At 44.4% G+C, this 23,088-nt stretch carries 18 protein-coding genes; 7 read left to right on the top strand and 11 right to left on the bottom strand.

Features of this window, described 5'->3' with window-relative positions:
• Positions 1-687: 687 nt before the first annotated feature.
• Both O3Q51_08850 and O3Q51_08845 read left to right on the top strand, forming a co-directional pair.
• Positions 688-1,569 carry an ABC transporter ATP-binding protein gene (locus O3Q51_08850; GenBank protein ID MCZ4408914.1) on the top strand — a complete coding sequence of 294 codons (882 nt, stop codon included), beginning with the start codon at positions 688-690 and terminating at the stop codon, positions 1,567-1,569.
• Between the two features lie 3 nt (positions 1,570-1,572).
• Positions 1,573-5,157: a M1 family aminopeptidase gene (locus tag O3Q51_08845; GenBank protein MCZ4408913.1), complete on the top strand. Its 3,585-nt coding sequence runs from the start codon at positions 1,573-1,575 to the stop codon at positions 5,155-5,157.
• A gap of 73 nt (positions 5,158-5,230) precedes the next feature.
• Here the strand turns inward: O3Q51_08845 and O3Q51_08840 are convergent, their stop codons facing one another.
• On the bottom strand, positions 5,231-5,491 hold the full coding sequence (locus O3Q51_08840) for a hypothetical protein (GenBank protein MCZ4408912.1): 261 nt from the start codon (positions 5,489-5,491) through the stop codon (positions 5,231-5,233).
• Positions 5,492-5,659: 168 nt separating this feature from the next.
• On the opposite strand from O3Q51_08840, the gene O3Q51_08835 reads away from it, so the two are divergent.
• On the top strand, positions 5,660-6,004 hold the full coding sequence (locus O3Q51_08835; GenBank protein MCZ4408911.1) for a hypothetical protein: 345 nt from the start codon (positions 5,660-5,662) through the stop codon (positions 6,002-6,004).
• A 54-nt stretch (positions 6,005-6,058) separates the two neighbouring features.
• On the opposite strand, the gene O3Q51_08830 is transcribed toward O3Q51_08835, so the two are convergent.
• From O3Q51_08830 to O3Q51_08815, 4 genes are all read right to left on the bottom strand, one after another.
• Entirely contained in the window at positions 6,059-8,506 is a 2,448-nt protein-coding gene (locus tag O3Q51_08830; protein ID MCZ4408910.1) for an arylsulfatase, read from the bottom strand.
• Between the two features lie 140 nt (positions 8,507-8,646).
• Positions 8,647-10,206 carry an arylsulfatase gene (locus O3Q51_08825; protein MCZ4408909.1) on the bottom strand — a complete coding sequence of 520 codons (1,560 nt, stop codon included), beginning with the start codon at positions 10,204-10,206 and terminating at the stop codon, positions 8,647-8,649.
• Between the two features lie 65 nt (positions 10,207-10,271).
• Positions 10,272-11,627 (bottom strand): hypothetical protein, encoded by a 1,356-nt coding sequence (locus O3Q51_08820; protein ID MCZ4408908.1) that lies wholly within the window; start codon positions 11,625-11,627, stop codon positions 10,272-10,274.
• Between the two features lie 33 nt (positions 11,628-11,660).
• The gene (locus O3Q51_08815; protein MCZ4408907.1) at positions 11,661-12,512 is read right to left on the bottom strand and encodes a winged helix-turn-helix domain-containing protein; all 852 of its coding nucleotides are present in this window, start codon (positions 12,510-12,512) and stop codon (positions 11,661-11,663) included.
• Positions 12,513-12,682: 170 nt separating this feature from the next.
• Here O3Q51_08815 and O3Q51_08810 point away from each other — a divergent pair, with 170 nt between their 5' ends.
• Together O3Q51_08810 and O3Q51_08805 are read left to right on the top strand one after the other, a co-directional pair.
• Positions 12,683-13,501, top strand: a complete 819-nt coding sequence (locus O3Q51_08810; GenBank protein MCZ4408906.1) for a universal stress protein — start codon at positions 12,683-12,685, stop codon at positions 13,499-13,501.
• A gap of 61 nt (positions 13,502-13,562) precedes the next feature.
• Positions 13,563-15,158, top strand: a complete 1,596-nt coding sequence (locus O3Q51_08805) for a mechanosensitive ion channel family protein (GenBank protein ID MCZ4408905.1) — start codon at positions 13,563-13,565, stop codon at positions 15,156-15,158.
• A gap of 32 nt (positions 15,159-15,190) precedes the next feature.
• Here O3Q51_08805 and O3Q51_08800 read toward each other — a convergent pair whose 3' ends face one another.
• The 5 genes from O3Q51_08800 to O3Q51_08780 all read right to left on the bottom strand — a co-directional run bounded on the left by O3Q51_08800 (position 15,191) and on the right by O3Q51_08780 (position 18,737).
• Positions 15,191-16,141 carry a hypothetical protein gene (locus O3Q51_08800; protein ID MCZ4408904.1) on the bottom strand — a complete coding sequence of 317 codons (951 nt, stop codon included), beginning with the start codon at positions 16,139-16,141 and terminating at the stop codon, positions 15,191-15,193.
• Positions 16,142-16,158: 17 nt separating this feature from the next.
• Positions 16,159-16,542 carry a DUF6122 family protein gene (locus O3Q51_08795; protein MCZ4408903.1) on the bottom strand — a complete coding sequence of 128 codons (384 nt, stop codon included), beginning with the start codon at positions 16,540-16,542 and terminating at the stop codon, positions 16,159-16,161.
• A gap of 75 nt (positions 16,543-16,617) precedes the next feature.
• Positions 16,618-17,499, bottom strand: coding sequence for a cysteine synthase CysM (gene cysM / locus O3Q51_08790; GenBank protein MCZ4408902.1), 882 nt, complete (start codon positions 17,497-17,499; stop codon positions 16,618-16,620).
• The gene (locus O3Q51_08785; GenBank protein ID MCZ4408901.1) at positions 17,496-18,320 is read right to left on the bottom strand and encodes a serine acetyltransferase; all 825 of its coding nucleotides are present in this window, start codon (positions 18,318-18,320) and stop codon (positions 17,496-17,498) included. Before O3Q51_08785 ends, cysM begins: the two co-directional genes overlap by 4 nt.
• Before the next feature lie 6 nt (positions 18,321-18,326).
• Entirely contained in the window at positions 18,327-18,737 is a 411-nt protein-coding gene (locus O3Q51_08780) for an OsmC family protein (GenBank protein MCZ4408900.1), read from the bottom strand.
• Positions 18,738-18,873: 136 nt separating this feature from the next.
• On the opposite strand from O3Q51_08780, the gene O3Q51_08775 reads away from it, so the two are divergent.
• Positions 18,874-20,556, top strand: a complete 1,683-nt coding sequence (locus O3Q51_08775; GenBank protein MCZ4408899.1) for a T9SS type A sorting domain-containing protein — start codon at positions 18,874-18,876, stop codon at positions 20,554-20,556.
• A 13-nt stretch (positions 20,557-20,569) separates the two neighbouring features.
• Here O3Q51_08775 and O3Q51_08770 read toward each other — a convergent pair whose 3' ends face one another.
• The gene (locus O3Q51_08770) at positions 20,570-21,682 is read right to left on the bottom strand and encodes a hypothetical protein (GenBank protein MCZ4408898.1); all 1,113 of its coding nucleotides are present in this window, start codon (positions 21,680-21,682) and stop codon (positions 20,570-20,572) included.
• Positions 21,683-21,933: 251 nt separating this feature from the next.
• On the opposite strand from O3Q51_08770, the gene O3Q51_08765 reads away from it, so the two are divergent.
• On the top strand, positions 21,934-23,079 hold the full coding sequence (locus tag O3Q51_08765) for a PAS domain-containing protein (GenBank protein MCZ4408897.1): 1,146 nt from the start codon (positions 21,934-21,936) through the stop codon (positions 23,077-23,079).
• Positions 23,080-23,088 lie beyond the last annotated feature (9 nt).

Below are 23,088 nucleotides of genomic sequence, written 5' to 3'. Positions count from 1 at the left end.
TAGGAATTAAATACTAGATGAAGCTTAGCCTTTGTATATAAAGAAAGGGAATAATTAACATGTACGATTGGTCCGTTAAAGGGATATAGTTTACAAAGTTAAATGGACATGGTTTACACTTTTTAGGGGGTAATTTAAGGTTAAAATCAGATTAGGATGCCTTGGAAAGTAAGTACAACAATGGAACAAAAGAGTGAACCTATCTACCGACAGTCAGGTATATTTGTGAATGGCGTACGGGAAAATACAGTATCCTAGAATTATGTCGGACCTTTGGAATCTCCAGGCCGAGAGCGTATCGATTGCTTGACATAATTGAATACATTAACATCGACTCCAAGAAGCAGGCTCAAGGCCAAATTATCCGAATTGAGATACCTTCTCAAATTCTACAGAGGAATCCGACTATCGGAACCCTCGTCCTGGAAATTCACAATAGCGGCTTCCTTTACTTGGTTGGAATAAGGGCTTTCCACAGTGCCAACTTTAAGAAATAACATACACCAAGTGGAAATCTCGAAATTCTGATACAGACAGAATTGTTCTTCGAAATATTCTTAAAGGAGGCATATCCATCCACCGCTTATCCTTTCAAACTTCCAATCTTCATTTGTGAAGAACAATTTATCATAAAAACAAAGGTCTCTGCGGTTCCATGCCTATTTTGCACATTCTAAAACCAAAGATATGGCCACGATTCGCATAGAAAACCTAAGTAAGACTTACCCGAATGGAGTGAAAGCATTGGACAATGTTTCACTGGAAATCAAGAATGGAATGTTTGGACTATTAGGTCCGAATGGTGCAGGGAAATCGAGTTTGATGCGAACCCTTGCCACCCTGCAAGAGGCAGATTCAGGTACCGCCATGCTGGACGATATCGATATGCTGAATCAACCCATTGAGGTTAGAAAACTACTCGGATACTTGCCGCAAGAGTTTGGTGTTTACCCCAGAGTAACTGCTGAGCAACTGCTAGACCATGTGGCTATTCTGAAAGGAATTACCAATAGCAAAGAGCGTAAAGAATTGGTAAAGTATCTTCTGCAAAAGGTCAATCTATACGACAAACGCAATAAGAGTGTCAAGGGCTTTTCGGGTGGAATGAAGCAGCGTGTGGGTATAGCTCAAGCGCTGATTGGAAATCCGAAACTTATCATTGTAGACGAACCAACGGCAGGTTTGGATCCGGGTGAGCGAAACCGCTTTCACAACCTTCTGGCCGATGTAGGCGAAGAAGTAACCGTAATTCTCTCTACCCATATCGTTGAAGACGTTAGAGAGCTCTGCTCAGACATGGCCATTATGAACTTGGGTAAGATCATGTACAAAGGATCGCCATTTACGGTGATCGATGAATTGCGCGGTAAGGTGTGGATGAAGATGGTGGATCGAGAGGAGCTCGATTCGCTAAAAGCCTCGATGGATGTGATTAGCGATAAGATGGTAGCAGGTCGTCCGCAAATACACGTGCTGAGCGACAGCAGTCCCGGAGCAGGTTTCACGTCCGTCGAACCCAATCTCGAGGACGTTTTCTTTGTAAAGATCAACCAACCTGAAACCGTATAAGCCATGTTTGGAGAATTTTTTAAGCTAGAGCTCAGGTCGGCCTTCAAGAGTCCGATGGTGTATGTTTTTTTCTTCCTGGTTGCATTAATGGCCTTTGGAGCGGTGGCCAGCGACAGTGTTCAGATTGGTGGTGCCATTGGAAATGTCTATAAAAACAGTCCTCATACCTTGACCAATTTTGTCTTGATCTTGGGAATTTTCGGATTGTTATTTGCCACGGCATTTTTTAATAATGCAGCCTTACGTGACCACAACAATCAGTTCAACGAGATCATGTTTTCACTTCCGATTAAAAAGAGCGGCTATTTCTGGGGTCGCTTTCTTGGGGCACTCGTACTTTCAAGTATTCCACTGCTTGGTGTCTTCCTTGGTGCTTGGCTGGGTGCGATTATCGGCCCTGCAGCCGGTTGGCTGGATGCTGACCGTATCGGGCCTTTCTTTTTCGAAACAATCATTGCTAACTATTTTATGTTCATCCTACCGAACATGTTTATCGCCGGATCGATTGTTTTCTTTCTCGCGCACAAGTTCAAGAGTACAGTCATCTCCTTTGTAGGTGCGATGGCGCTTATAGTGGGTTATATCGCTTCGGGAACATTACTCTCGGACATTGACAATGAAACACTTGCAGGTATCGTCGATATGTTTTCGGTTAGAACATATGCCGTTTATAGCCGCTACTTTACTCCCGCTGAGCGGAACGCGTTGAGTCCGCAGTTTGAAGGTATCATTCTTCAAAATCGTCTCCTTTGGTTAACTGTTGGAGTGATCGTTTCGATCATTTCATTCAAGGTATTCTCTTTTAAAGAGAAAATGAGATTCCGTAAAAAGAAAGCGCTGATTCCCGAAGTAACTACAGTAGTTGCTAATCTGGAAAAGCCCACCGTTGCACAAGGCTTCTCAAGAAGCACGGAATGGCTACAATTTGTCAGCTTTTTCAAAACCAGCTTCTTAAGTATTGTGAAAAGCTCGGCATTTCGCATCTTATCGATCTTTGGGATTATTCTGTTATTCGTAAGCCTTATTGAGGGCTATGAATACTTCGGACTGCAAAGCTATCCGGTAACCTACAAAGTAATCAGTGATATTGCCGGTTCTACAGGTCTGTTTCTGGTCATTATCGTGGTATTCTTCAGCGGAGAATTGGTGTGGCGGGACCGTATGTTCCACATTGAAGAAGTCATTAATGCTACGCCTCATAGCACATTTGCTTCGGTTTTGGCTAGAATTGTTTCGCTCGTAGCAGCTGCTACTCTGCTACAGGGAGTGTTCATCTTTATGGGAGTCGTTTCCCAACTGATGCGGGGCTATACGGCCATAGAGCTCGATGTTTACCTTATAGACTTCTTTGTTGATACACTTCCCGGATTTATTGTAACGGCATCTATTTTCGTATTGATCCAAACATTGGTGAGCAACAGATACATCGGTTATTTCGCCAGTATCTTATTCTTTGTTGGGTGGAGTATTTTAATCAACTCCGTTTTCGAGTGGTCTTCGAATATGCTTATACCCGGTGGCTCACCGGGCATCTTCTATTCCGATATGAGCGGTTTCGGGCCCGGTATGACGGGAACACTTTGGTTCAATACCTATTGGTTACTATTTGCACTAATTCTATTGGCTAAAGCCGCGTTATACTGGCCAAGAAGTGCAGTATCAGGTTTTAAAGAAAAGGTCAAGACTGCAATGGCCAATTTTAGCGGAAGCTTTAGAACAGGTATGCTCATTGTCACTGGCCTGTGGATAGCAGTGGGAGCTTGGGTTTTTTATAATACGCAAATCCTTAACCCCTACCTCAGTATTCCTGAACGTGAACAGCAAGCGGTGGACTACGAGTTGGCTTACAAGAAATACGAAAATCGACCACTTCCTGAGATGAAGTCGATAAAATATGAGATCGATATTCATCCGGAAGAGCGCGATATTTTTGTCCGAGCTAATGCCACTTTTGTAAATGATGAGGATGTAGCGCTTGATTCTCTTTATTTCAATCTCAACCAGTCTTGGGATACTGAAATCAATATTCCAGGGGCGGAGCTTGCTATGGACGATACCATTATGGGTTTTCAAATCTACACCCTTAACGAACCATGGCAGCCCGGAGAGACGAGAGAAATTTCGATTAAGAATGACTACGTCACCAAAGGATTTACGAATTCCAGAGGAAATACTTCAATTGTTGCCAATGGTACATTTCTGAACAATAGCGGCATCTTACCGGGGATGGGCTATGCCTCGGGGGTTGAACTTTCAGACAAGAACGATCGAAAGAAATATGACCTACCTGAGAAGAAACGAACCCCTGATTTGGAATTAAATTGTGGTGAGTTGTGCAATAAGAATTACATCACGGGTGATATCTCCCACTGGGTCGAAGTAGAGTCTATTATCTCAACCTCAGCTGATCAAATTGCGGTAGCTCCCGGATCACTTATCAAAGAATGGGAAGAAGACGGTCGCAAGTACTTCCACTACAAATTGGATCAGCCATCTTTGAACTTCTACAACTTCATGTCGGCTCGGTATGAGGTAGCTAGGGAGAAATACAATGACATCGACATTGAAATTTACTACCATCCTGAACACAGCGTGAATGTGCCGAAGATGGTCGATGCCGTAAGGAAATCGCTCAAATACTACGAAGAAAACTTCGGCCCGTATTACCACAAACAAGCGAGAATCTTGGAATTCCCACGCTTCTCAACATTTGCTCAAGCTTTCCCGGGCACCATGCCTTATTCCGAAAGCTTCGGGTTTATTGTGAATCTGGAAGATGAAACGGAAAACAACGTGATCGATGCGGTGATTGCACACGAGATGGCACACCAATGGTGGGCACACCAAGAGACTCCTGCAGAGATGCAAGGAGGAACGATGCTCACCGAGAGTTTCTCAGAGTATTCGAGTTTAATGACGATGAAGCAAGAGTCGGATGACATAAAAATGAAGAACTTCTTGAAGTACGACTTCAACCGATACCTGAGAGGAAGGACCAGTGAACGCCTTAAGGAACTGCCGCTTTACAAGGTAGAAAACCAAGGCTATATCCACTATGGAAAAGGATCAGTGATTCTCTATGCACTGCAAGACTATATCGGAGCCGATTCAGTCAATGCGGCACTGAGATCTTTCCTTGAGGAATACCGATATGCCGAGCCGCCCTATCCTAACTCCTACGACTTTTTAAGGCATTTGGAACCTCGCGTTCCCGACAGTTTGAATTACCTGATCGAAGACTGGTTCAAGAACATTACGCTGTACGACTTTAGATTGGAAGAAACTCGAATGACCGAATTGGCAAACGGACAATACGAAGTGGAAATGGATGTAATCGCCAAAAAACTTTACGCCGATACGCTTGGAAACGAGACCAAGACTGACCTTCGTGAATGGGTTGACATTGGCGTATATGCTGACGACGACGAAGAAGAGCTGATGGCTTGGAAGCGCGTGAAATTTAATGAGGAGGAATCTACCGTTTCAATCATTGTCGATAGCCTTCCGGCAAAAGCGGCAATTGACCCGAGGCGAATCCTTATCGAAAGAGTAACCAAGGACAATGTGAAGAAGGTGAGTCTTGATTAGCCTGTAGTAGTGCCATTATCGCAGCGCGTTGCTTGTGTCTAATTGCAATGTGCAACTAGAGACAAACCACACTTTACTTCTCTATAGCGCCTTGAACCCTTTTCATAAAAGTGTTCAGGGCGTCTTTATCCGACAAGCTCTGCTCTTCGATAAGCTTACGTACTTCGAGGGCTCCATACATGTTTGAGAGTAATTCCCCCATAACTTCCAGTTCTTCATCTTTGATTCCTTTGGCTTCCGCCAAATCCTCCAAAACTTGAATGGCTTCATGAATGAAGTCTTCGTCGTTCTCTTTTACAAATTCGTTGAGGTGCTTTATTATCGGGAGTCGCATGATTCTAATTTTCTACAAAGGACGACATTGAACGAGAAACTTTAGACACGATTGAATAATAAAGTTCTATCACTGAATTGATAGTATTTACTAATTCAGACGAAGAATCTTAGAAGATCAATTTGGGTTTTTGAGATAATTAGTATCTTGGAGACAACCAAGACTGCTATGAAACAGATTTTAACCAACCTCATTCTTGTCATTTCTCCTTTCTCATTGTTAAGTCAAACCGTTGCAGACAGTTCGTTTTTGTTCGAAAAACCTGAAGATGAATTCCACGAATTCTATTGGCAAAATGAATTGGAAATCTCCCATGACTCAACATTCTATTATTTTAATCCGAAGGTAGAAATCGAACGGTTGGAAGTAATCAGTCCATCCAACGAAATCATCTGGAATTCAGAAGACATTGATTTGACTATTTCTATTCCTGCCGCACTATTCAAAGAAGGTCACTATCAAATCAGAATGTACGGACCCCTGGGAATCACTGAAGTCATTTGGTTCCCATAGCACAAAAAAAAAGGGAGCTGAAGCTCCCCTTTAAATTTCTAGTCTAAAAGTACTCTATTGTGTCATCATCAGACGCTTTGCCTCTGCTTCCAAGTCTACATAAGGTGTGCCCTCAACGGTAACCCCTACTCCTTGAATGATTCCACCTTCAAATTCGCCTGGACTTTCATACAGCTCGCTCACCGCATCACCACTATCGTAACCCACGCAAAGGCCATCGCCTGAAAGGGTGAACTTGGCTGGTTGCGTTTTCATCGGCCCTTCTGCCACCACTTCTTCGTCGATGTAAAGTTTCATGGTTCCGATTGATTCACCATATTCACCTGCGCTTTCGCGAATAAATTCCATACCGAGCGTGTAAGTGCCAGGCGTGAGCTTCTTGCTCGAAACAAAGACTTGCTCTGGCTTGATGCCCAAGAAATTGTAGACATAGTGAAGTTTGCTGTCTTTGATAAAGAGTGAATGTCCTCCAAATCTTGACCCGTGAGCGAAAATCACTCCACTCGCATCTGATTCTTCGATCTCGACATTTGCCAGAATCTTGTAGTTCCTACCTCTCACATTTACCGCTACCCCTTCTGGAACAGGAGATGTATTTGGGTAATACACGTATCGGTCGCGCTTCTTCTCTTGTGTTGGTCTCTCTGTCCCAAGGATTTCTGCCGCACTTCTGTCATCCAGTGGAAGCACCTTGTTGATCTCTGCCTGTCTGAACCACTCATCGATAAGCTCTTGAAGCTTCTCGGGGTTCTCCTCAGCGAGATTGTGAGATTCCGAGCGGTCTTCGGCTATGTTGTAGAGCTCCCAAACGTCCTCATCAAAATTGCTTTTTCCGCTAAGCGGAGAGTGAACCGCAGCGGCTTTCCAGCCATCTTTCCAGATACCTCTGGTACCGAGCATACAGTAGTATTGAACCTCTTTTTGAGTTGCTGCGTCGGGCTCAGCATCGAAAGAATAAACCATTGACACTCCCGAAAGTGGTGTTTGCTCAACGCCGTTGTAAACTTCGGGCATCTCCAATCCGCAAGCTTCCAAAAGTGTAGGAACAATATCAGTCGAGTGGTGATATTGGTGACGGATCTCCCCTTTGGCCTTGATTCCTTTTGGCCAAGAAATCACCAATGGGTCATTCGTACCTCCGGCATATTGCGAGTAGCGTTTGAACATTTTAAAGGGTGCTGAAAAAGCTGCTGCCCAACCCGTTGGGAAGTGATTATAGGTGTCAGGTCCGCCAAGAACATCGAGGTACTTCATATTCTCTTCAAGTTCGTCGGGATAGCCGTTGAAAAACTTGTTTTCGTTAACCGATCCGTTCGGGCTTCCTTCACCTGAAGCACCGTTATCAGCAGCGTAAAGCACAATCGTGTTTTCTAGCTGTCCGGTCTCTTCGAGGTAGTCGATGATTCGTCCTACCTGAGCATCGGTGTATTCTGAGAACCCCGCATATACTTCAGCCATTCGTGCGAAAAGCTTCTTTTCATCGGCATTGAGTTCATCCCATGGTCTTACGTAGTCTGCGGGGTTAGCCATATCTTCCGGCATAGGATTGAAATCAACCATGTCCGTATTCTCCGGGAGAATTCCTTTCTCTTTCATTCTTCCCACTACCCAGTCGCGGTAGGCATCGTATCCCTCATCGAACTTACCTGCATACTTAGCGGTATACTCAGCAGGAGAATGGTGAGGAGCGTGGTTTGCCCCAGGGTTAAACCACATGTAAAATGGCTTCGAAGGGTTCGTTGCATTCTTATTACGAAGCATGGATATGGCTTTATCAGCCAGATCTTTCGAGAGGTGGTAACCTTCTTCAGGAGTAGCAGGGGGTTCGATGAAGTGATTGTCCTCTACAAGATCAGGGTACCAATTGTTGGTTTCCCCACCCAAGAATCCGTAAAAACGGTCAAAGCCAATTTGAGTAGGCCATTCGCTTCGGTTTCCACCTGGAGCTACATCTTGCTCAGGTACGTTGTGGTTTTTCCCAAGCCAGAAAGTACTCCAGCCATTGTCGCGAAGAATCTGTGCAAAAGGTGCACAATCATCGGGTACACGTCCATTTGCCCCGGGATATCCATCTGCAGTTTCGGTGATAGAAGCCATTCCGTTCAGGTGATGGTTTCTTCCCGTAAGGATGGTAGAGCGCGTAGGTGAACAGAGGGCCGTGGTATGCCATTGCGTGTAAGTCAAGCCATTCTCAGCCAGACGATCCATCGTAGGCATATTGATGGCACCACCGTAAGGAGACCAAGCTCCTAAACCTGTATCATCATACAATACAAAGAGAATATTCGGCGCACCCTCAGGTGCCGACTTCGGTGTAAAAGCAGACCAGTCTGCTTCTGAATCGCGGATATCAAGGGCGATCTTTCCATTGAAGTTATCGTCTTCTTGGGTTGATTCTTTCTTTTCACTCGTGGGTTGACAACCGACGAAGAACATAACAATAGCTGTAAAAGCCAAGGCATTGATGCGCAGCGCACCAATTTTCTTTAAGGGTTTGAACATAAAATTTGATGATTTGGTTTGGTAGAAATTTTAAGGCCGCAATATAGAGAAAACACGCCGAAGGAAATTGCGCCAATCGAGTATTATTGACAAAAAAGCCGCTCAAAATGAGCGGCTTAAAATTAACTAGATTGACAATTCTATTGGTTGGTCGGTTTGACCATTTTGTTGATTTGTTCTTCAACTTTGCTCAGACTCCAATCCCCCGCCGTTTGGCTTGGAGGATATTCTTCGAAAGTCGATAAGAAATTAAAAGCATAACCTTGCATCGCAATGAGAATGTACGCTCGATCAATGTACCAGTCGTAATAGGTATTCGATCCAACCAGAGCTTTTTCGAAGGGGTCTCTTCTCAAGTTGAACAGATACGGCGCGCGAAGCTCGATAAACGGCTCCAGCCATATTTGGAGCTTGTCCGCTCTATTCTCTAAAAACATCGCCTTCCAATCTGTGTAACGAAGAGCTGCTACAGATCCACCGTCGTCCACATAGATGAAGCCTTTTCTGGGAGATTCTTCTACTTCTCCTTTCAGGTAGTCAAGTTGATTTACTCCGTCAATGTAGTTCTTGTAGCTTCTGCCGTTAAGGGTAACACCTTTTTTAAGCTTCTCAGAGATCTCATCATCTCCGGCGACTGCGGCGAAAGTCGGAAGCCAATCTTCGTGGGCAAAAATTCCGTTCAGCATCACATCAGCGGGGAAATTGTCAGGCCATCTTACGAAAGCAGGCACACGAAAGGCGCCTTCCCATGAGCTGTTTTTCTCTCCGTGAAAAGGAGTCGTTCCCGCATCGGGCCATGTATTGTAATGTGGGCCGTTGTCGGTAGAATAAAGCACGATCGTGTTATCAGCTATCCCAAGTTCATCGAGAAGAGCCAATAACTCACCTACATGATTGTCGTGTTCGATCATTCCGTCGGTATACTCATCGTTTCCCGGATTGCGATGATCATCTCGCACGTGCGTTCTAAAGTGCATTCTGGTGGCATTCCACCACGTAAAGAATGGTTCATCGTTTTCGGCTTTGTCCCTAATAAATTCTTTAGCCGCAGCGATGGTCTCATCATCAATGGTCTCCATTCTTTTCTTGGTCAAAGCTCCGGTATCTTCTATTTTCTGTCCGCCTTTTCCATCGGCCCAGCTATGGATAACTCCACGTGGCCCGTATACTTCAACGAAAGTTTTTCCATTGGCCAAAACCAAGTCTGCAGGATAGTCTTCATTCTCGGGTTCCTCTTCAGCATTTAAGTGATAAAGGTTTCCGAAAAATTCGTCAAAGCCGTGCATGGTAGGAAGATGCTCGTCTCTGTCTCCTTGATGATTCTTACCAAATTGACCTGTGCTGTAGCCTAAACTTTTTAGAACAGTCGCAATGGTGACATCAGACATTTGCCAGCCTTCTTTGGCGCCAGGCATACCTACTTTTGTCATTCCGGTTCTTACAGGAACGTTACCACCTAAAAAGGCAGCACGACCTGCGGTACAACTTTGCTGACCGTAGTAATCGGTAAATCCGACACCTTCTTTGGCAATGCGGTCAATATTCGGGGTTTGGTATCCCATCATACCTCTATTGTTGTGGCTGATGTTCCAAGTCCCAATGTCATCTCCCCATATCACCAGGATATTGGGTTTCTCTTGCGCCTCTGCCAGCATTGCCAAGCCGAAAAACGCGAATAGTGCTAGACTAATTCGTTTCATAAAAAATATAGATTTAAGTGATTAAGGGCGACAAAATAGGAGTTTCCTAGGAAAGTTTGGCCAATCTATATGTCGAACTCGTAGTGTCCTACCAGAGCATGGCGCTCAAATGACAATAGCCACAAGTGAAGTTGTGTTCTTTCTTCATCCGAAAAATGAAAAATAGGTCCGTCGATACCAAGCTGATGACTATCTAGCCATCTTCCGTCCGCATCCAAAAGTAAAGCGTAATAAGGGTTCTGAGCAGAAGGCGTTGACATGTGCTCATCGTACGATTCGTAAAAGGGATGATTTCCAATGCCCATTGAACTCTTCCATCCGCTATTGGCATTCTCTTCGGTGAGTACGGGGAAATCGTTAAAATCCAATCCGCCAATTACCAGGGTGGTGAACGTAGAATCATTTCGGTGTCTATAATTGAGCATTAGTTCGCTCAAAGTGTCGCCATTGATTTTGCTTTCAACATTTGACCAAATGGAGGATTCGAGATGGTAAAAACGTCCCAGTTCTGTTTTCCGAGGGTCGGCTCTATTGTAATAGCCTGGAGGTGTAAAAGTGGCGAAAAGGGCAGAATCGGTTTGGAGATCGCGCATTGAGTTGAAGGTCGTTGGATAGATGATCTCCTTGAATTTCTTTTCTCTCGCTCCTGCTATGGGGTACATTTCTTCACTGAGATCTTCTACAGCTACTTGGATTGAATCGACGACGTTTCGAAGCAGATTCAAATTGATGAAGTTGCTTTCGGGATCTACCCAATTTTCAAGTGGTTCCTTAAATCGAGCAAAAGGCAGCTCATTCTTCTTTTCAAAAAGTTCGGCATACAGACTGTGCGGGAAGTCAAACCACGCGTGGGCATAGGGCACCACTTTTTCATTCTCTTTGATGTAAACGGCAATTTCCCAGAGATATGCATTGAGGCAATTGCGAGCGATATCGACCCGAACGATCTCAGGATTGTTTGACTCAAACTGCTCTGGCGAGAACCTCACTTGATTTCTATTCCACTCCTGGTTGATGCACGAGAGATAACTCACGTATTCGTCTTTCTTCACTCCCACGGGAATGGTCGGTATGAATTCTGAAATATCAAGATCGTGAAAATGAATGATGTCCCCTTCGCTTCCATTGAATTCCAAATCAATTAAAAACTTGTCTTCAACATTTGCGTGAAACAAGAGACCACTGGAGAAGTAATGGTTCTGATAGTTTGCTGACCTGAAACCGATATCGGGATTGTCGGGATACTCCTGATCGCTGAGGTTGGTTATGGCCAGTTGGTAGTTCTTATTCTCTTCGGTAAGTTCAGTTTTATCGATTACTTCCGTCGATTCGCAACCAATGACAGCCGTTAGAAGCAATAAAATAAGTAGAGGGGTAAAGAACGAACTGTCAAACCCGACAGCACTTTTGAATTCTCTCATTGTGTGATTTTGCCAAAGGCGGCAAAGGTAGGATCAATTCTGAATCTCCATGCGGTAGCCGACGCCATGCACTGTTTTGATAGTGACGGATTCATCGGCTTTGAGAATCTTGCGAAGGCGAGAAATAAAGACATCCAAGCTTCGGCCTACCACGATTCCTTCATCTTCCCAAACTGCTGCCAATATTTCATCCCGATTGAGCACTTTATTCGGGTGGGTGGCGAAGTAGCGCAGCAACTTGCTTTCCCGGAAGGTCAGCTCAAAGGTTTGATCGCCAAGAGTTAGCTTTTGATTCTTTGTATTGAAGCGGAAATTACCCAATTTCATTCCTTCATCAACTGTCGTCTCTTCGGAGTGGTTTTCCTTTTTCCTAAAAAGGAAAATACCACCTAAACCCGCTGCAGGAACCAGAAGCCAAGCCAATCCCGCCAGGCTCTTCTTTTCTTTCGACTCTTGTGGAGCAAATTGAACGTGGATGGTAGCACAAGGAATGTCGGGAAGGCGGTCGCCACATGCCACGGAATCTCTCTCAGCAGCGGCTCGATTGTACCCCAAAACCAGAAAGCCCGTTTCGCAAGAGCGAACCATGATTTCATATGGCTGGTCGATGCCATAGTCTTTGAAAGCCTTTTCAAGAAAATGCGGCAACTCTCGGTAGCTAAACCCATTTTTCATTTCGAGCACATACTCGTTGGTGCCATTTTGCGAAACGGGAGGAATAACCGTAGTCGAATCATCGTAATGCCATAGCAACGCGTCAGCCGTTTGTCTGAGTGCCAGATTTACTTTATTGCTAAACTCATCTGCGCTTGAAGCGTCCGAGACTATCGCTGAACACAGAAAAGCAAAAATCAAGAATGTCCGAAATGAAACCATTTTTAACATGACTGCAATTTACGATCTATGATAATCGAAAGCTGCACTTTTACAAATCATTTACATTTTTTTACCCGTTTCAGATCCCGTCAACCGGTGGAAGATTCATTTCAATTGCTCCATAATTCGCATAATTTGAGCAAAAAACTTTTCTTTACCATCGTATTAGAATAGGCTCCATGAAAATACTTGTCCCTTACGATTTCACCCCCATCACGCGCACTGCTTTAGATCATGCCTTGTTTTTAGCCAAGTTGGCCGATGCCAAAATAGAGCTACTCCATATTGTTGACAAAGAAAGTAAGCAGGCTGATGCAGAGCACAACTTCAGCGAGTTGAAAAAGCTTTTTTCGGAAGAAGATAGATCTCTGATCAGCACAAAGGTGAAGATCGGTGACATTTTTAAAGACATTGCCAAAGAGGGAGCTGAAGGCGATTTTCAACTATTGGTCATGGGAACTCATGGCGAAAAAGGGCTTCAAAAGATATTGGGATCCAACGCCATTAAAGTCATCACCAGTGGCAACTTGCCGTTTTTGGTAACTCAGTCCAAAGGTCCAAAAGATACGATCAAGCGAATAGTGATGCCTGTAAACCTTACCAAGGAAAGTCTTCAGATTGTAGAGTTTGCAGCCAATGCAGCGAAACGATTTGATGCAGATATTCACATCGTACATGAACCTGAAACGGATGAATGGTTGGTGAAAAAGATCAAAATAAATGTGGCTCATGTTAACAATTTTCTCAACAAGGAAAAAGTAAAGCACACTGTGGTAAGCCTTCCCGGAAAGAAATCATTTGCTGAGGAAGTGATCGACTACGGTGCTCACAACAATGCGGATCTATTTGCAGTAGCCCACTTTACGGAGAGTATTCTACCCCAGTTTGATCGCTTTTCACAGGAGCTAATCACCAATGGGCTTCAAGTTCCGGTACTTATATTCAATGCTACGGATGTAGGCCGCGTGAAAGGCCAGTACACCTTTATCGGGATGTAGGTTTTCCTCGATCTTTCTGAAAAATACTACATTGAGCAGACTAGTTAAAGAATCTTCAATCTTGAAAAAATTAATCGTTTGTCTGGCAGTGACTCTGGCCTTTGGTTGGTCATTGAACGCACAGGACACACTTTCAGTCGGTGAAGCCCCTGCTTCCTTTCCTGTAGTTCACGAAGGCGAAGTACTCTTTGAAGTATCCGCTAAAGGAAATTTTGAATCGACGGCTGCCAGAGCAAGTGCTATCTCGATCGGTTTAGAAAAAGTCATTCTGACGGAAGATGCCAAGTTTGATTCTTTTGACTCTTTTCGAATGGGAGAAGAAATGATCATTACCTACAATGGCGAAGCTATCTTTTCTATTTTTCCCGATGACACCTTAGGTACCGGCTTAAGCCAAGAAGCTTTAGTCAAAGAGGCTGTAGACCAAATCAAGAGCCACGCCATCAATAGATTGGGAGTAGATTCGATAGCTGATATAGTCAAGCGAATCGGGCTCCTGGTGGCACTGATCCTCTCCTTCTTCTTGATTGTGAAATTGCTCAATAAGGCTATCTCTAAAGGAAACTTATGGATCTACAAACAGATTCAAAAGAGAATAAAAACACTCACCAATCCGCGCAATCGCTTCTTTACCATGTCGCGGTTGGCCGAGCTGATTCGCTTGGTACTTCGATTTATCAAATGGATATTCCTGATTATTCTAGTGTATGCACTACTGCCATTAGGCTTCAGTATCTTCCCCAGCACCGAGGGGATAGCTCGCACATTAATGGGGTACGTATTGGATCCCTTAAAGAGTTTCGGAAGTGCACTGATTGATTACATACCCCAGTTTATTGCCATCGTGGTAATCATTTTAATTGCACGCGGTATCATTAGGTTCTTACACTACCTTTCGGTAGAAATAGAAAGAGGAAGCCTGGAGATTAATGGCTTTTATCCCGAATGGGCCAAACCCACGTACAACCTATTCAAGTTTCTGGTCATCGTCTTTTCATTTGTGGCCGTTTTTCCCTTAATACCGGGAAGTGGTTCTGATGTGTTCAAAGGCGTAAGTGTATTTATCGGGTTGCTTATTTCCTTGGGTTCAAGCTCAGCCATCGGAAATATCATCGCGGGACTAGTCATCACCTACATGCGGCCATATCAAATAGGCGACCGAGTGAGAATAGGGGATGCCCAAGGCGATGTAATCGAAAAAACACTCCTTGTAACCCGCCTCCGCACCATCAAAAATGAGGATGTGACCATTCCCAATGCCTCCATTCTAAATGGAAATACCTACAACTACACCGCCAATACCACAGAGGAAGGTTTGATCCTCAACACTTCGGTGACCATCGGTTACGACGTACCGTGGCGAAAGGTGCACGCTATGCTGATCGAGGCGGCAGAGCGAACGGAGAAACTGCAAAAAGACCCGAAGCCTTTTGTTCTGCAAACGAGCCTAGATGACTTTTACGTCAACTATCAGATCAACTGCTACACCCTGGAAGCCGATAAGGCTTCGAGAATATACAGCGAGCTATACGGCCACATTCAAGATGTTTTTGCTGAAAACAAAGTAGAAATTCTTTCGCCGCACTATCGAGCGGAAAGAGATGGAAATGGTTTGACACTTCCTTCCAAGATTGATGAAACACCTAGTGGTGATTGAGAGCGGGTTTTGACTACTTTTTTTTGAGAAACTTAGACCACTTTCTTAACACACACCCATACCCGTCTGGCGAAATTTCGCTTTCCCTTTTTGCTAACGCTGCAATGATCTGCCGTTCGAAACCCGGCCTTGCTTATTAGATCTGAAATGTCGGATGTAGAAACAATAACCATTCGGTCGGTAAGCCTTCCTGCTGAGGCTATGATGTGTGCGATATCGGCTTCACTGGCATCGCTCAATAGATTGTAAGGCAAATCTACGATGGCCGCGTCGTACCTCTTGTCAATGCCACCGATATCAGAGCAATGTACAGTGGCTGAATAGTCAAAATACGCCAGATTCTCCCGCGCATCGGCGCAGATTTTCCAATTGAAATCACATCCTTCTATCGCGTATCCGGCGTAGCAAGCTTCCATCAGTATGGTGCCCACACCGCAGCAGGCATCCAGCAGTGTGGCCTCCTTCTTGCCCTTAGCGGCAATGTTGACCAAGGCTTTGGCAATGCCTATCGTGATGGAGTTGCTATACGATCGAGGTTTCTCTTTGTGCTTGTACCAATCAAAGCGGTCTTTGATCAACTTTCCGAAAGTCCATGTCCCGTCGCATTGGCAAAGGGCGTAAAAACTCTTGGGGTTATGGTAATCGGGAATGCCCTCGATGCGAAAGCCGATATCCCTGAGCTTATTCAGCCTTTGCGGGTAGCGCGTGTTATCGCCATCAAAAACCAGGTATTCTACTTTAAATCCTTCGGCAGAAATGCCCGCTGCTTCAATCTCTGTAAGCAACCGCCCATAGTCTTGAGACGTGGCCATTATATCGAGCCGCTTTTTGATAAAAGTACTACTCGACGGGTGAATCAGGGTATTCGACCACAGCAGCTTCTCCCCTACCTCCTCACCAAAAACATGCTTCGACTCGAGCTTGCACAAGTCGCGCTCGGTATGGTGGTAATCAAAAATGTAGAGGTGCTTCGTGCTCTTCATCGTATTTAATGCTGCGGCTAATGTACCATTCCCAAGATGGCTTCTAAAAGACCTATGGCAGGAGAACCTGCCAAACAATCACAGCAGCTTGAAAAGGTCATCATACAATCCACCAAATCAGTAAACATGTGAAACAGCAAACCAATGCCGATGATATAAAAAGGTTTTCGAAAAAAGAGCATGACCACATAAACCATCATGGCATAATACGAATGCAAGGGGTGATAATTGATGCTGCATCTATTGGCATCAAAAATGGGGTTAGCCAAGAGATGATCTAAATCAACCAACATGGTAGCAAGCAATATCAAGTATGCTTTCTTCCACTCCTTGCGAAAAAACACCAGCGCAATAAGCAGGGGAAAACCGAAGTGGAGGAAATAGTGAGTGAAGGATTTCATATTAATTTAGACAATTCGTCCCGTTTTGTTAAAACCTAATTGACTGTGCTGTTGAAATCTAATAGGGATGGCTATCTACTCATTAAAAAGCTCTGAGCTCAAATACCGATCCCCTCGATCACAAAGAATAAAGACGATTACTCCTTGGTCGATCTCTTCGGCTATTTTGAGGGCTGCGGTGAGCGCTCCCCCACTGCTCATGCCCGAGAAGATGGCCTCTTCTTTGGCTAGTCGTCGCGTCATATCGGCGGCTTGGTCTTGACTTACGTCAATGGTTCGATCTACCCGACTCGCTTCAAAAATCTTGGGCAAGAACTCAGGACTCCATCGGCGAATGCCGGGAATCTTGGAACCTTCCGTGGGTTGAGTGCCAACGATTTGCACCTCGGGATTCATTTCTTTCAGGTAGCGCGACACGCCCATAATCGTTCCTGTAGTTCCCATGGCCGATACGAAATGGGTGACCTTTCCTTCGGTGTCATTCCAAATCTCAGGGCCTGTGGTTCTGTAGTGCATTTTCCAATTGTCGGCATTGCCAAATTGGTTGAGCATGTAGTAGCCCTCGTTGGCTGCCATCTCTTCGGCCAGGGTTCGGGAGTATTCGATGGTCTTTTCGGCAGGTGTCAGGATCAGCTCAGCACCGAAAGCTTTCATGGTTTTCCGTCGCTCTATGGTAGCACTTTCGGGCATAATCAGCGTCATCTCTACTCCGAGCAGTCGGGCTATCATGGCCAAGGCTATTCCCGTATTTCCGCTGGTAGCTTCCACCAACTTATCTCCCTTCTTGATGTCACCACGATCTAGGGCTCCTTTGAGCATTCCATAGGCAGCGCGGTCTTTTACACTTCCGCCGGGGTTATGCCCTTCTAGTTTACCGAAAAGGCGCACACCTTTATTTTGGCTGATGGTTCTGATTTCTACCAGAGGGGTATTGCCAATGAGTCTTTCGAGTGTCATGATTTGAATTCTATAATGTCCGTTTCGCCGTCGTTGTTTGTCAATGCGGCTTTGTAATATACCTTGGTGTGTGGAGGAACGCTTCGCGTAAGCCATACATTTCCTCCTACAATGCTGTGGTGACCAATGGTAGTATGCCCGCCCAAAATAGTCGCACCAGCGTAGAGCACCACATGGTCTTCGATAGTCGGGTGGCGCTTTTTCTCGGCATCATCTTTAGCCACACTTAGTCCTCCCAAAGTCACCCCTTGGTATATTTTCACGTGATCACCGATATGCGTGGTCTCTCCTATTACGATTCCCGTTCCGTGGTCAATACAGAAGTGTCTGCCGATCTCAGCTTTCGGGTGAATGTCGATACCTGTTTTGGCGTGTGCCAGTTCCGAGATGATTCTCGGGATCAATTCTACTTTCAAATCGGCCAAGCAATGCGCAATGCGGTATGCAGCCACCGCGTAAAAGCCGGGATAGGATCGGATGATTTCGGTGGTAGATTTTGCGGCAGGATCTCCCGCAAACATGGCATCTACATCTTCTTGAAGCAAATCATGGATGTGTGGCAATGCTTCAAAAAAGCGACTTGTCACTTCATCCGGTTTTGGACTTCGATCGGGATTGCGAGACAGCAGGATGTTTAATTCCACCTTTAGCTTTTCTACGTGTGACTCAAATTCAGCAAAAGACTCAAACGTTTTTTTGTCGAAAGCAGGGAAAAGCAACGAAATGACTCCATCGGCAAATGAGATAATCTCAGATGGTGACGGACAGTCAGCGCATTTCGTATTCTTTTCGAAAAGCATTTTCAGGAAAGACTCTTTCATCGAAATCTAGTTTATCAGTTTAAGCTCGTAAGTGATCTTGGTTTCGGGGCGAAATGTAGCACTAACCGAACAGTATTTCTCAACGGAAAGTTTAAGCGCTCTTTCAGCCTTTTGTCGATCTATCTCGCCTTCGAGGGTATAGATCAAGTGAATGGAATTGAAAGGCTTGGGAGCTCCCTCATCGGGACGTATTCCACTCGCTTCTACCCGAAAGTCTCGAATCTTCTGCCGCTGCTTTTCCAAAATCAGCACTGCATCAAACGCGCTACAGGAGGCCATAGCCGAAAGCAATAGCTCCATCGGCCGCATTCCTTTTGAGTCCGCACCACCATCAATAGAGACTCGATTTCCTCTATCGTTCATGGCTTCAAAGTGCAAGTGCTCGTCCTTTCGGGAGAGGGTGATGTTCATTTCCATGATTCGGGTAATTCAAATAAAATAATGCTACAAAATTAAAAGAATGTCGAACAGAGGGGACTACTTGTTTTGGGACTACCATAGTATTAAAAAATTCTCCCGTTCAAATTTTGCAAATCATTATCTTTAGAAGACTATGAAGACACAAACTACAGTTATCCTTGCGTTTATCGCTGTCTACTTTTGCACCTCCTTAAAAGCTCAATCCTTCCAGTATTCTAAGCAGAAAGGTACCTTAAACCACTTTAGTTCTTCGCTATCTTCAGTAGAGGGAGCATTTATAGGATCTGAAGTAGTTCTCGGGCCAAACTTTACCACGACTTCCAATCTCTTTTCGGTGAACGAAGAAGGAAATACTCTCTGGGAGGTTGAGGCAGACTATGATGGTGAGGTAGTGACTTACCAAAACCTGGTGGCAATAAGCGATTCTACCTTCGGAGCCCTTGGATACCGCATTGAGTGCTGCGATTGCTCTGAGCCTTTTCCCTTTTATGAATTGCGACGCATTTCTGATGGAACGTTACTGGATTATTCGGACAGCGCGTTGAACCAAGAAGCCATGCAAACGTCATTCTTCAATCAAGAATTAAAAGTATCTGCCAATACATGGGGCTTTTCAATTGTTCAATTTGGGGTGGAACCAACTACGGCCTATTATTTCTCTCAACAGGGAGAAGCGCTCAACACATTCGAACTGGAGCAAGGATTTGAGGCAGTGGGAGATTTGGAAGGAGATTTTATCGTTTCCTCAGCTAATGTCCTGCGGCGATATGACGAGAGCGGGATCAAGGTAGATTCAGTTGAAGTAATCGGCCTGCCTACTACAATATCAAGCAACAATCAGAGTCTTGCGGTTTTAATAAACAATCAGGTATTCGTCTACTCTTCGCAACTCGACTTACTTGGCAGCGTTAGTGTAGAAGCAGGTTTGGGCTTAATGAGCGATTTTGAAGGCGGCTTTGCACTCTACACTGGAGAAGATATTATCATCATTTCCAATGAGGGCGAGATGGTCGGCCAAAACGAATTTGTAAATATCCAAGGATTTGAACCTTCTCACATGTCCGCAAATTCTGATGGCATTTTCCTAACGGGCTCGAAGGTTTCTGATCAGTTTTCTTTCTTTAACATAAGGCACGAGTACTCTGCCTATCGAGCCACTACGCATGGAGGTGCTTTTCAATTGTGGAACTCGGACTTGGAAATAACCGAAGTGACGGTTGAGAATGCTGCTGTGACATCATCAGATGAGTTTTCCCTTAGCTTTAGCTCTGATTTATGGGTAACGGTAAGAAATAGCGGAACATTTCCGGTCTCATCATTTTATCTAAACTTTGTAGATGCCTTTGGCATCTGCACACCTGAAATAGGTCATTTACAAGTAAATGATGGATTGGGCAATGGTGATGAAATGACCGTTTTGTTCAGTGATGTCGAAGGATTCCTATTCACGGGAGGAGAAGAGAATCCACCTGTTGAAGCCTGCGTATTTGTGACCCAACCCGATTTAGACATAGACATTAACCGAGACAATGATTCTGAATGTATTGACCTCTCCCCATTTCTCTCCGTTTCTGATATAGCTATTGAAAGGCGAATCAACCTTTTCCCCAACCCTGCGACTGCAGAATTCCGAATTGAATCAGACTTACTCATTCATTCATACCAGATTTTTGATGCATTTGGCAGGCGAATTCAGGAAGGAGTAGTAAATCAAGGCAATCTTGTAGAAATTGAAAACTTTCCGAATGGGATTTTTGTAGTGAAGATTACCACTGATAAAGGCATCGCGACCAAAAAAGTAGTCGTTTCGCACTAAGGCCTTATTCTCATTATTCCAATAAACCCAAACAGATCTTCAACCTCAGAATCTTCTTCACTGATTCATGCACTTGCTTTTTGTAATCGGCATCCTTTTCCATTTCAGCTAAAATCGAGTCAATGGTTTCCTTTTCGTCTATCGGCATCAGCAGTACATCGCAGCCTGCTTTGGAAGCCAAAAGCGGAGCATTGTCAATAATGGTAACGGCTTTCATGATATTGAGTGCGTCAGTTACGATCAAACCTTCATAACCGAGTTCCTCTTTCAGCAAGTCATTTACAATTGTACGAGAGCAACTTGACGGTAAGCCATCTGTACCATACTTGTTGTTGTTTCTTACCGTAATATGAGCGACCATAACTGAAATAACCCCTGCTTCGATAAGCGGAGGATAAACGTCCAGTTCTCTTAATTCGCCATCGATGTAGACAGATTTCTTGTGTGTGTCACCGGTTACCAGTCCGTGTCCGGGAAAGTGCTTAGCGGTGGCCACAATTCCCATTTCTTGACTTGATTCGATAAAGGCTTTGCTCAAGGCAACAACTTGGTTGCGATCGTTTCCATAGCTGCGGTTTTTGATGGCCTCATTCTGCGGACTCAAATCGCACACCGGAGCAAAATTGTGGTGAAAGCCGACTTCTTGCAAATGTCCGCTGATTAACGCGGCAATAGAATCAGAAGCTTCCTCCGTTTTGATATCGATAGTATTCATCACGGGATCAAATCCCGATAAGCGACCATTGAAAAGGCTCGGTTCGGCATCAATCGAAAAGACCAAAGGCGCATATCCTTTTGAACTGGAAATAGCATTGAGGCTATCGATCATTGCTTTATGGTGTTGTTTGGTTCCCTTGAGAAAAACGACTCCTCCGATCTCATTGTCCCGAGCCAATTGATAAACTTTTTGATCGGACTTTCCTAAATCACCCGCAGACGTTACAATCATTTGAGCAACACGAGAGGATTCATCCATTGCATCAAAGTGGTTTTTAACGAGAGAGTCCAAGCGGGAACCGTCTGAAAAGAATTGCTCGGAAATGTTTGGTGCTTCCTGGGCTCTGACGTTTAAAATGGCAAAGAGGCTGAAAGCTATTGATAAGGCTATCTGTTTGGTGCTTTTCATGTGTGAGCTACTTACAAAACCTTTACCTGTTTTAGGGAAATTTAGTTCCACGATATCCGCACTAATTCTTTGTTATAGAATTAAAAGTACCTCATATACCGTGTGGAAAGGTATTACAAGTCTAATCATCTAAACATGTCCTTACAAATAAAAAGGAGTACAACATTCTACAAGTCCCGTCATGAACCAAACCTTGTTTTAAGAGTTTTCGTAATACCTTCTGAAAATAAACCTTATCGGTAAAATATATTATGCCATCTGCCCTTCCCTTGAATCCAACAGACGATCCTTCTGTAGAAATCCGAAAATATGGCCTCACCAATAATGAACAAGATGAGGAGCTAAACGAACTGGTCGAGATTCTAGCAGTAGTCTGCGAAACTCCAATTGCTTTGATCACGCTCTCAGACGGAGATCAACAGTATTTTGTCGCCCGAACAGGAACTGATATGGAATCAATAGCCCTGGCCGACTCTTTTTGTATCGAAACGTTGAAATCAAAAGGAGATTTGTTTACAGTTAAAAATGCCGCTGAAGACGATCAATTTAAGTCGAATAAATACGTAAAAGGAGAGCCCCATATTAGGTTTTATACGGGTACACCTTTGATAACACCAACTGGCTCTGCGATAGGTACTATTTGCTTGCTGGACCATCAAGAGCGCGAGCTCAGTGAAGAAAAAAACAGAGCCATCAAGCTAATTGCCAAACGCGTAATCCGATCTTTAGAGAAGCGAAAACAACTCATTGCCCAAAGCAAACAAATTGAGTTTGACCAAGAGCGACTTAGATACCTGACCGACCATGTGCCAGGAGCTATTTTTCAATTGGACTACCACCATGGTCAGAATCGGTACGAGTTCTCATTTATCAGCGCAGGAATTTCGACTCTTCACCCGGCTCTAAAGCCAAAGCAACTGCGGGAAGATCCATTCATTGTATCAGACTTGGTTCATCCCGATGACAGGAAGTCTTTTCAAAATAGCATCGGTGCAGCCATTCGCGACTTTCAGCCTTGGGTCAAAGAATTCAGATTGGTCTCTAATGAAGGAAGCCATTGGTTTCGCGGAACAGCTGTTCCTAAAAGGCATAAAAACGTGACCGAATGGTACGGTGTTTTTGAGAATATCAATTACCTGAAAGAATACCAGCTCACATTGGAGGGTATCGCTTTTGATATCTCACACGGTTTGAGAAAACCGGTGAGCAACCTCCTGGGCCTGATCGATATATTCGAAAAAGACAAAATGTCTCAAGAGGAAAACGATAATTTTAAGTCTTATGTGAAAACAGTATCGGAAGAACTCGAGAAGTTCACCAAACAGCTCAATAAGACTTACTCAAAGAAAAAAGTTGATTTCCAAAAAATGCTTTCACAATCAAAAACGATTGTTTAGATCGTGCAA

It is taken from the genome of Cryomorphaceae bacterium 1068 (assembly GCA_027214385.1).
Taxonomy (GTDB): domain Bacteria; phylum Bacteroidota; class Bacteroidia; order Flavobacteriales_D; family Cryomorphaceae; genus JAKVAV01.
Note: the sequence above shows the minus strand (reverse complement) of the source record. Positions and strands in the feature narration are given on the sequence as shown.

What these genes read in the sequence shown, in the direction of transcription:
- O3Q51_08815 (MCZ4408907.1), bottom strand. Translation starts at nt 12,512, where the DNA reads ATGTTAAAAATGGTTTCATTTCGGACATTCTTGATTTTTGCTTTTCTG.
- O3Q51_08840 (MCZ4408912.1), bottom strand. Translation starts at nt 5,491, where the DNA reads ATGCGACTCCCGATAATAAAGCACCTCAACGAATTTGTAAAAGAGAAC.
- O3Q51_08795 (MCZ4408903.1), bottom strand. Translation starts at nt 16,542, where the DNA reads ATGAAATCCTTCACTCACTATTTCCTCCACTTCGGTTTTCCCCTGCTT.
- O3Q51_08775 (MCZ4408899.1), top strand. Translation starts at nt 18,874, where the DNA reads ATGAAGACACAAACTACAGTTATCCTTGCGTTTATCGCTGTCTACTTT.
- O3Q51_08765 (MCZ4408897.1), top strand. Translation starts at nt 21,934, where the DNA reads ATGCCATCTGCCCTTCCCTTGAATCCAACAGACGATCCTTCTGTAGAA.
- O3Q51_08820 (MCZ4408908.1), bottom strand. Translation starts at nt 11,627, where the DNA reads ATGAGAGAATTCAAAAGTGCTGTCGGGTTTGACAGTTCGTTCTTTACC.
- O3Q51_08785 (MCZ4408901.1), bottom strand. Translation starts at nt 18,320, where the DNA reads ATGAAAGAGTCTTTCCTGAAAATGCTTTTCGAAAAGAATACGAAATGC.
- O3Q51_08800 (MCZ4408904.1), bottom strand. Translation starts at nt 16,141, where the DNA reads ATGAAGAGCACGAAGCACCTCTACATTTTTGATTACCACCATACCGAG.
- O3Q51_08845 (MCZ4408913.1), top strand. Translation starts at nt 1,573, where the DNA reads ATGTTTGGAGAATTTTTTAAGCTAGAGCTCAGGTCGGCCTTCAAGAGT.
- cysM (MCZ4408902.1), bottom strand. Translation starts at nt 17,499, where the DNA reads ATGACACTCGAAAGACTCATTGGCAATACCCCTCTGGTAGAAATCAGA.
- O3Q51_08850 (MCZ4408914.1), top strand. Translation starts at nt 688, where the DNA reads ATGGCCACGATTCGCATAGAAAACCTAAGTAAGACTTACCCGAATGGA.
- O3Q51_08810 (MCZ4408906.1), top strand. Translation starts at nt 12,683, where the DNA reads ATGAAAATACTTGTCCCTTACGATTTCACCCCCATCACGCGCACTGCT.
- O3Q51_08835 (MCZ4408911.1), top strand. Translation starts at nt 5,660, where the DNA reads ATGAAACAGATTTTAACCAACCTCATTCTTGTCATTTCTCCTTTCTCA.
- O3Q51_08830 (MCZ4408910.1), bottom strand. Translation starts at nt 8,506, where the DNA reads ATGTTCAAACCCTTAAAGAAAATTGGTGCGCTGCGCATCAATGCCTTG.
- O3Q51_08780 (MCZ4408900.1), bottom strand. Translation starts at nt 18,737, where the DNA reads ATGGAAATGAACATCACCCTCTCCCGAAAGGACGAGCACTTGCACTTT.
- O3Q51_08770 (MCZ4408898.1), bottom strand. Translation starts at nt 21,682, where the DNA reads ATGAAAAGCACCAAACAGATAGCCTTATCAATAGCTTTCAGCCTCTTT.
- O3Q51_08825 (MCZ4408909.1), bottom strand. Translation starts at nt 10,206, where the DNA reads ATGAAACGAATTAGTCTAGCACTATTCGCGTTTTTCGGCTTGGCAATG.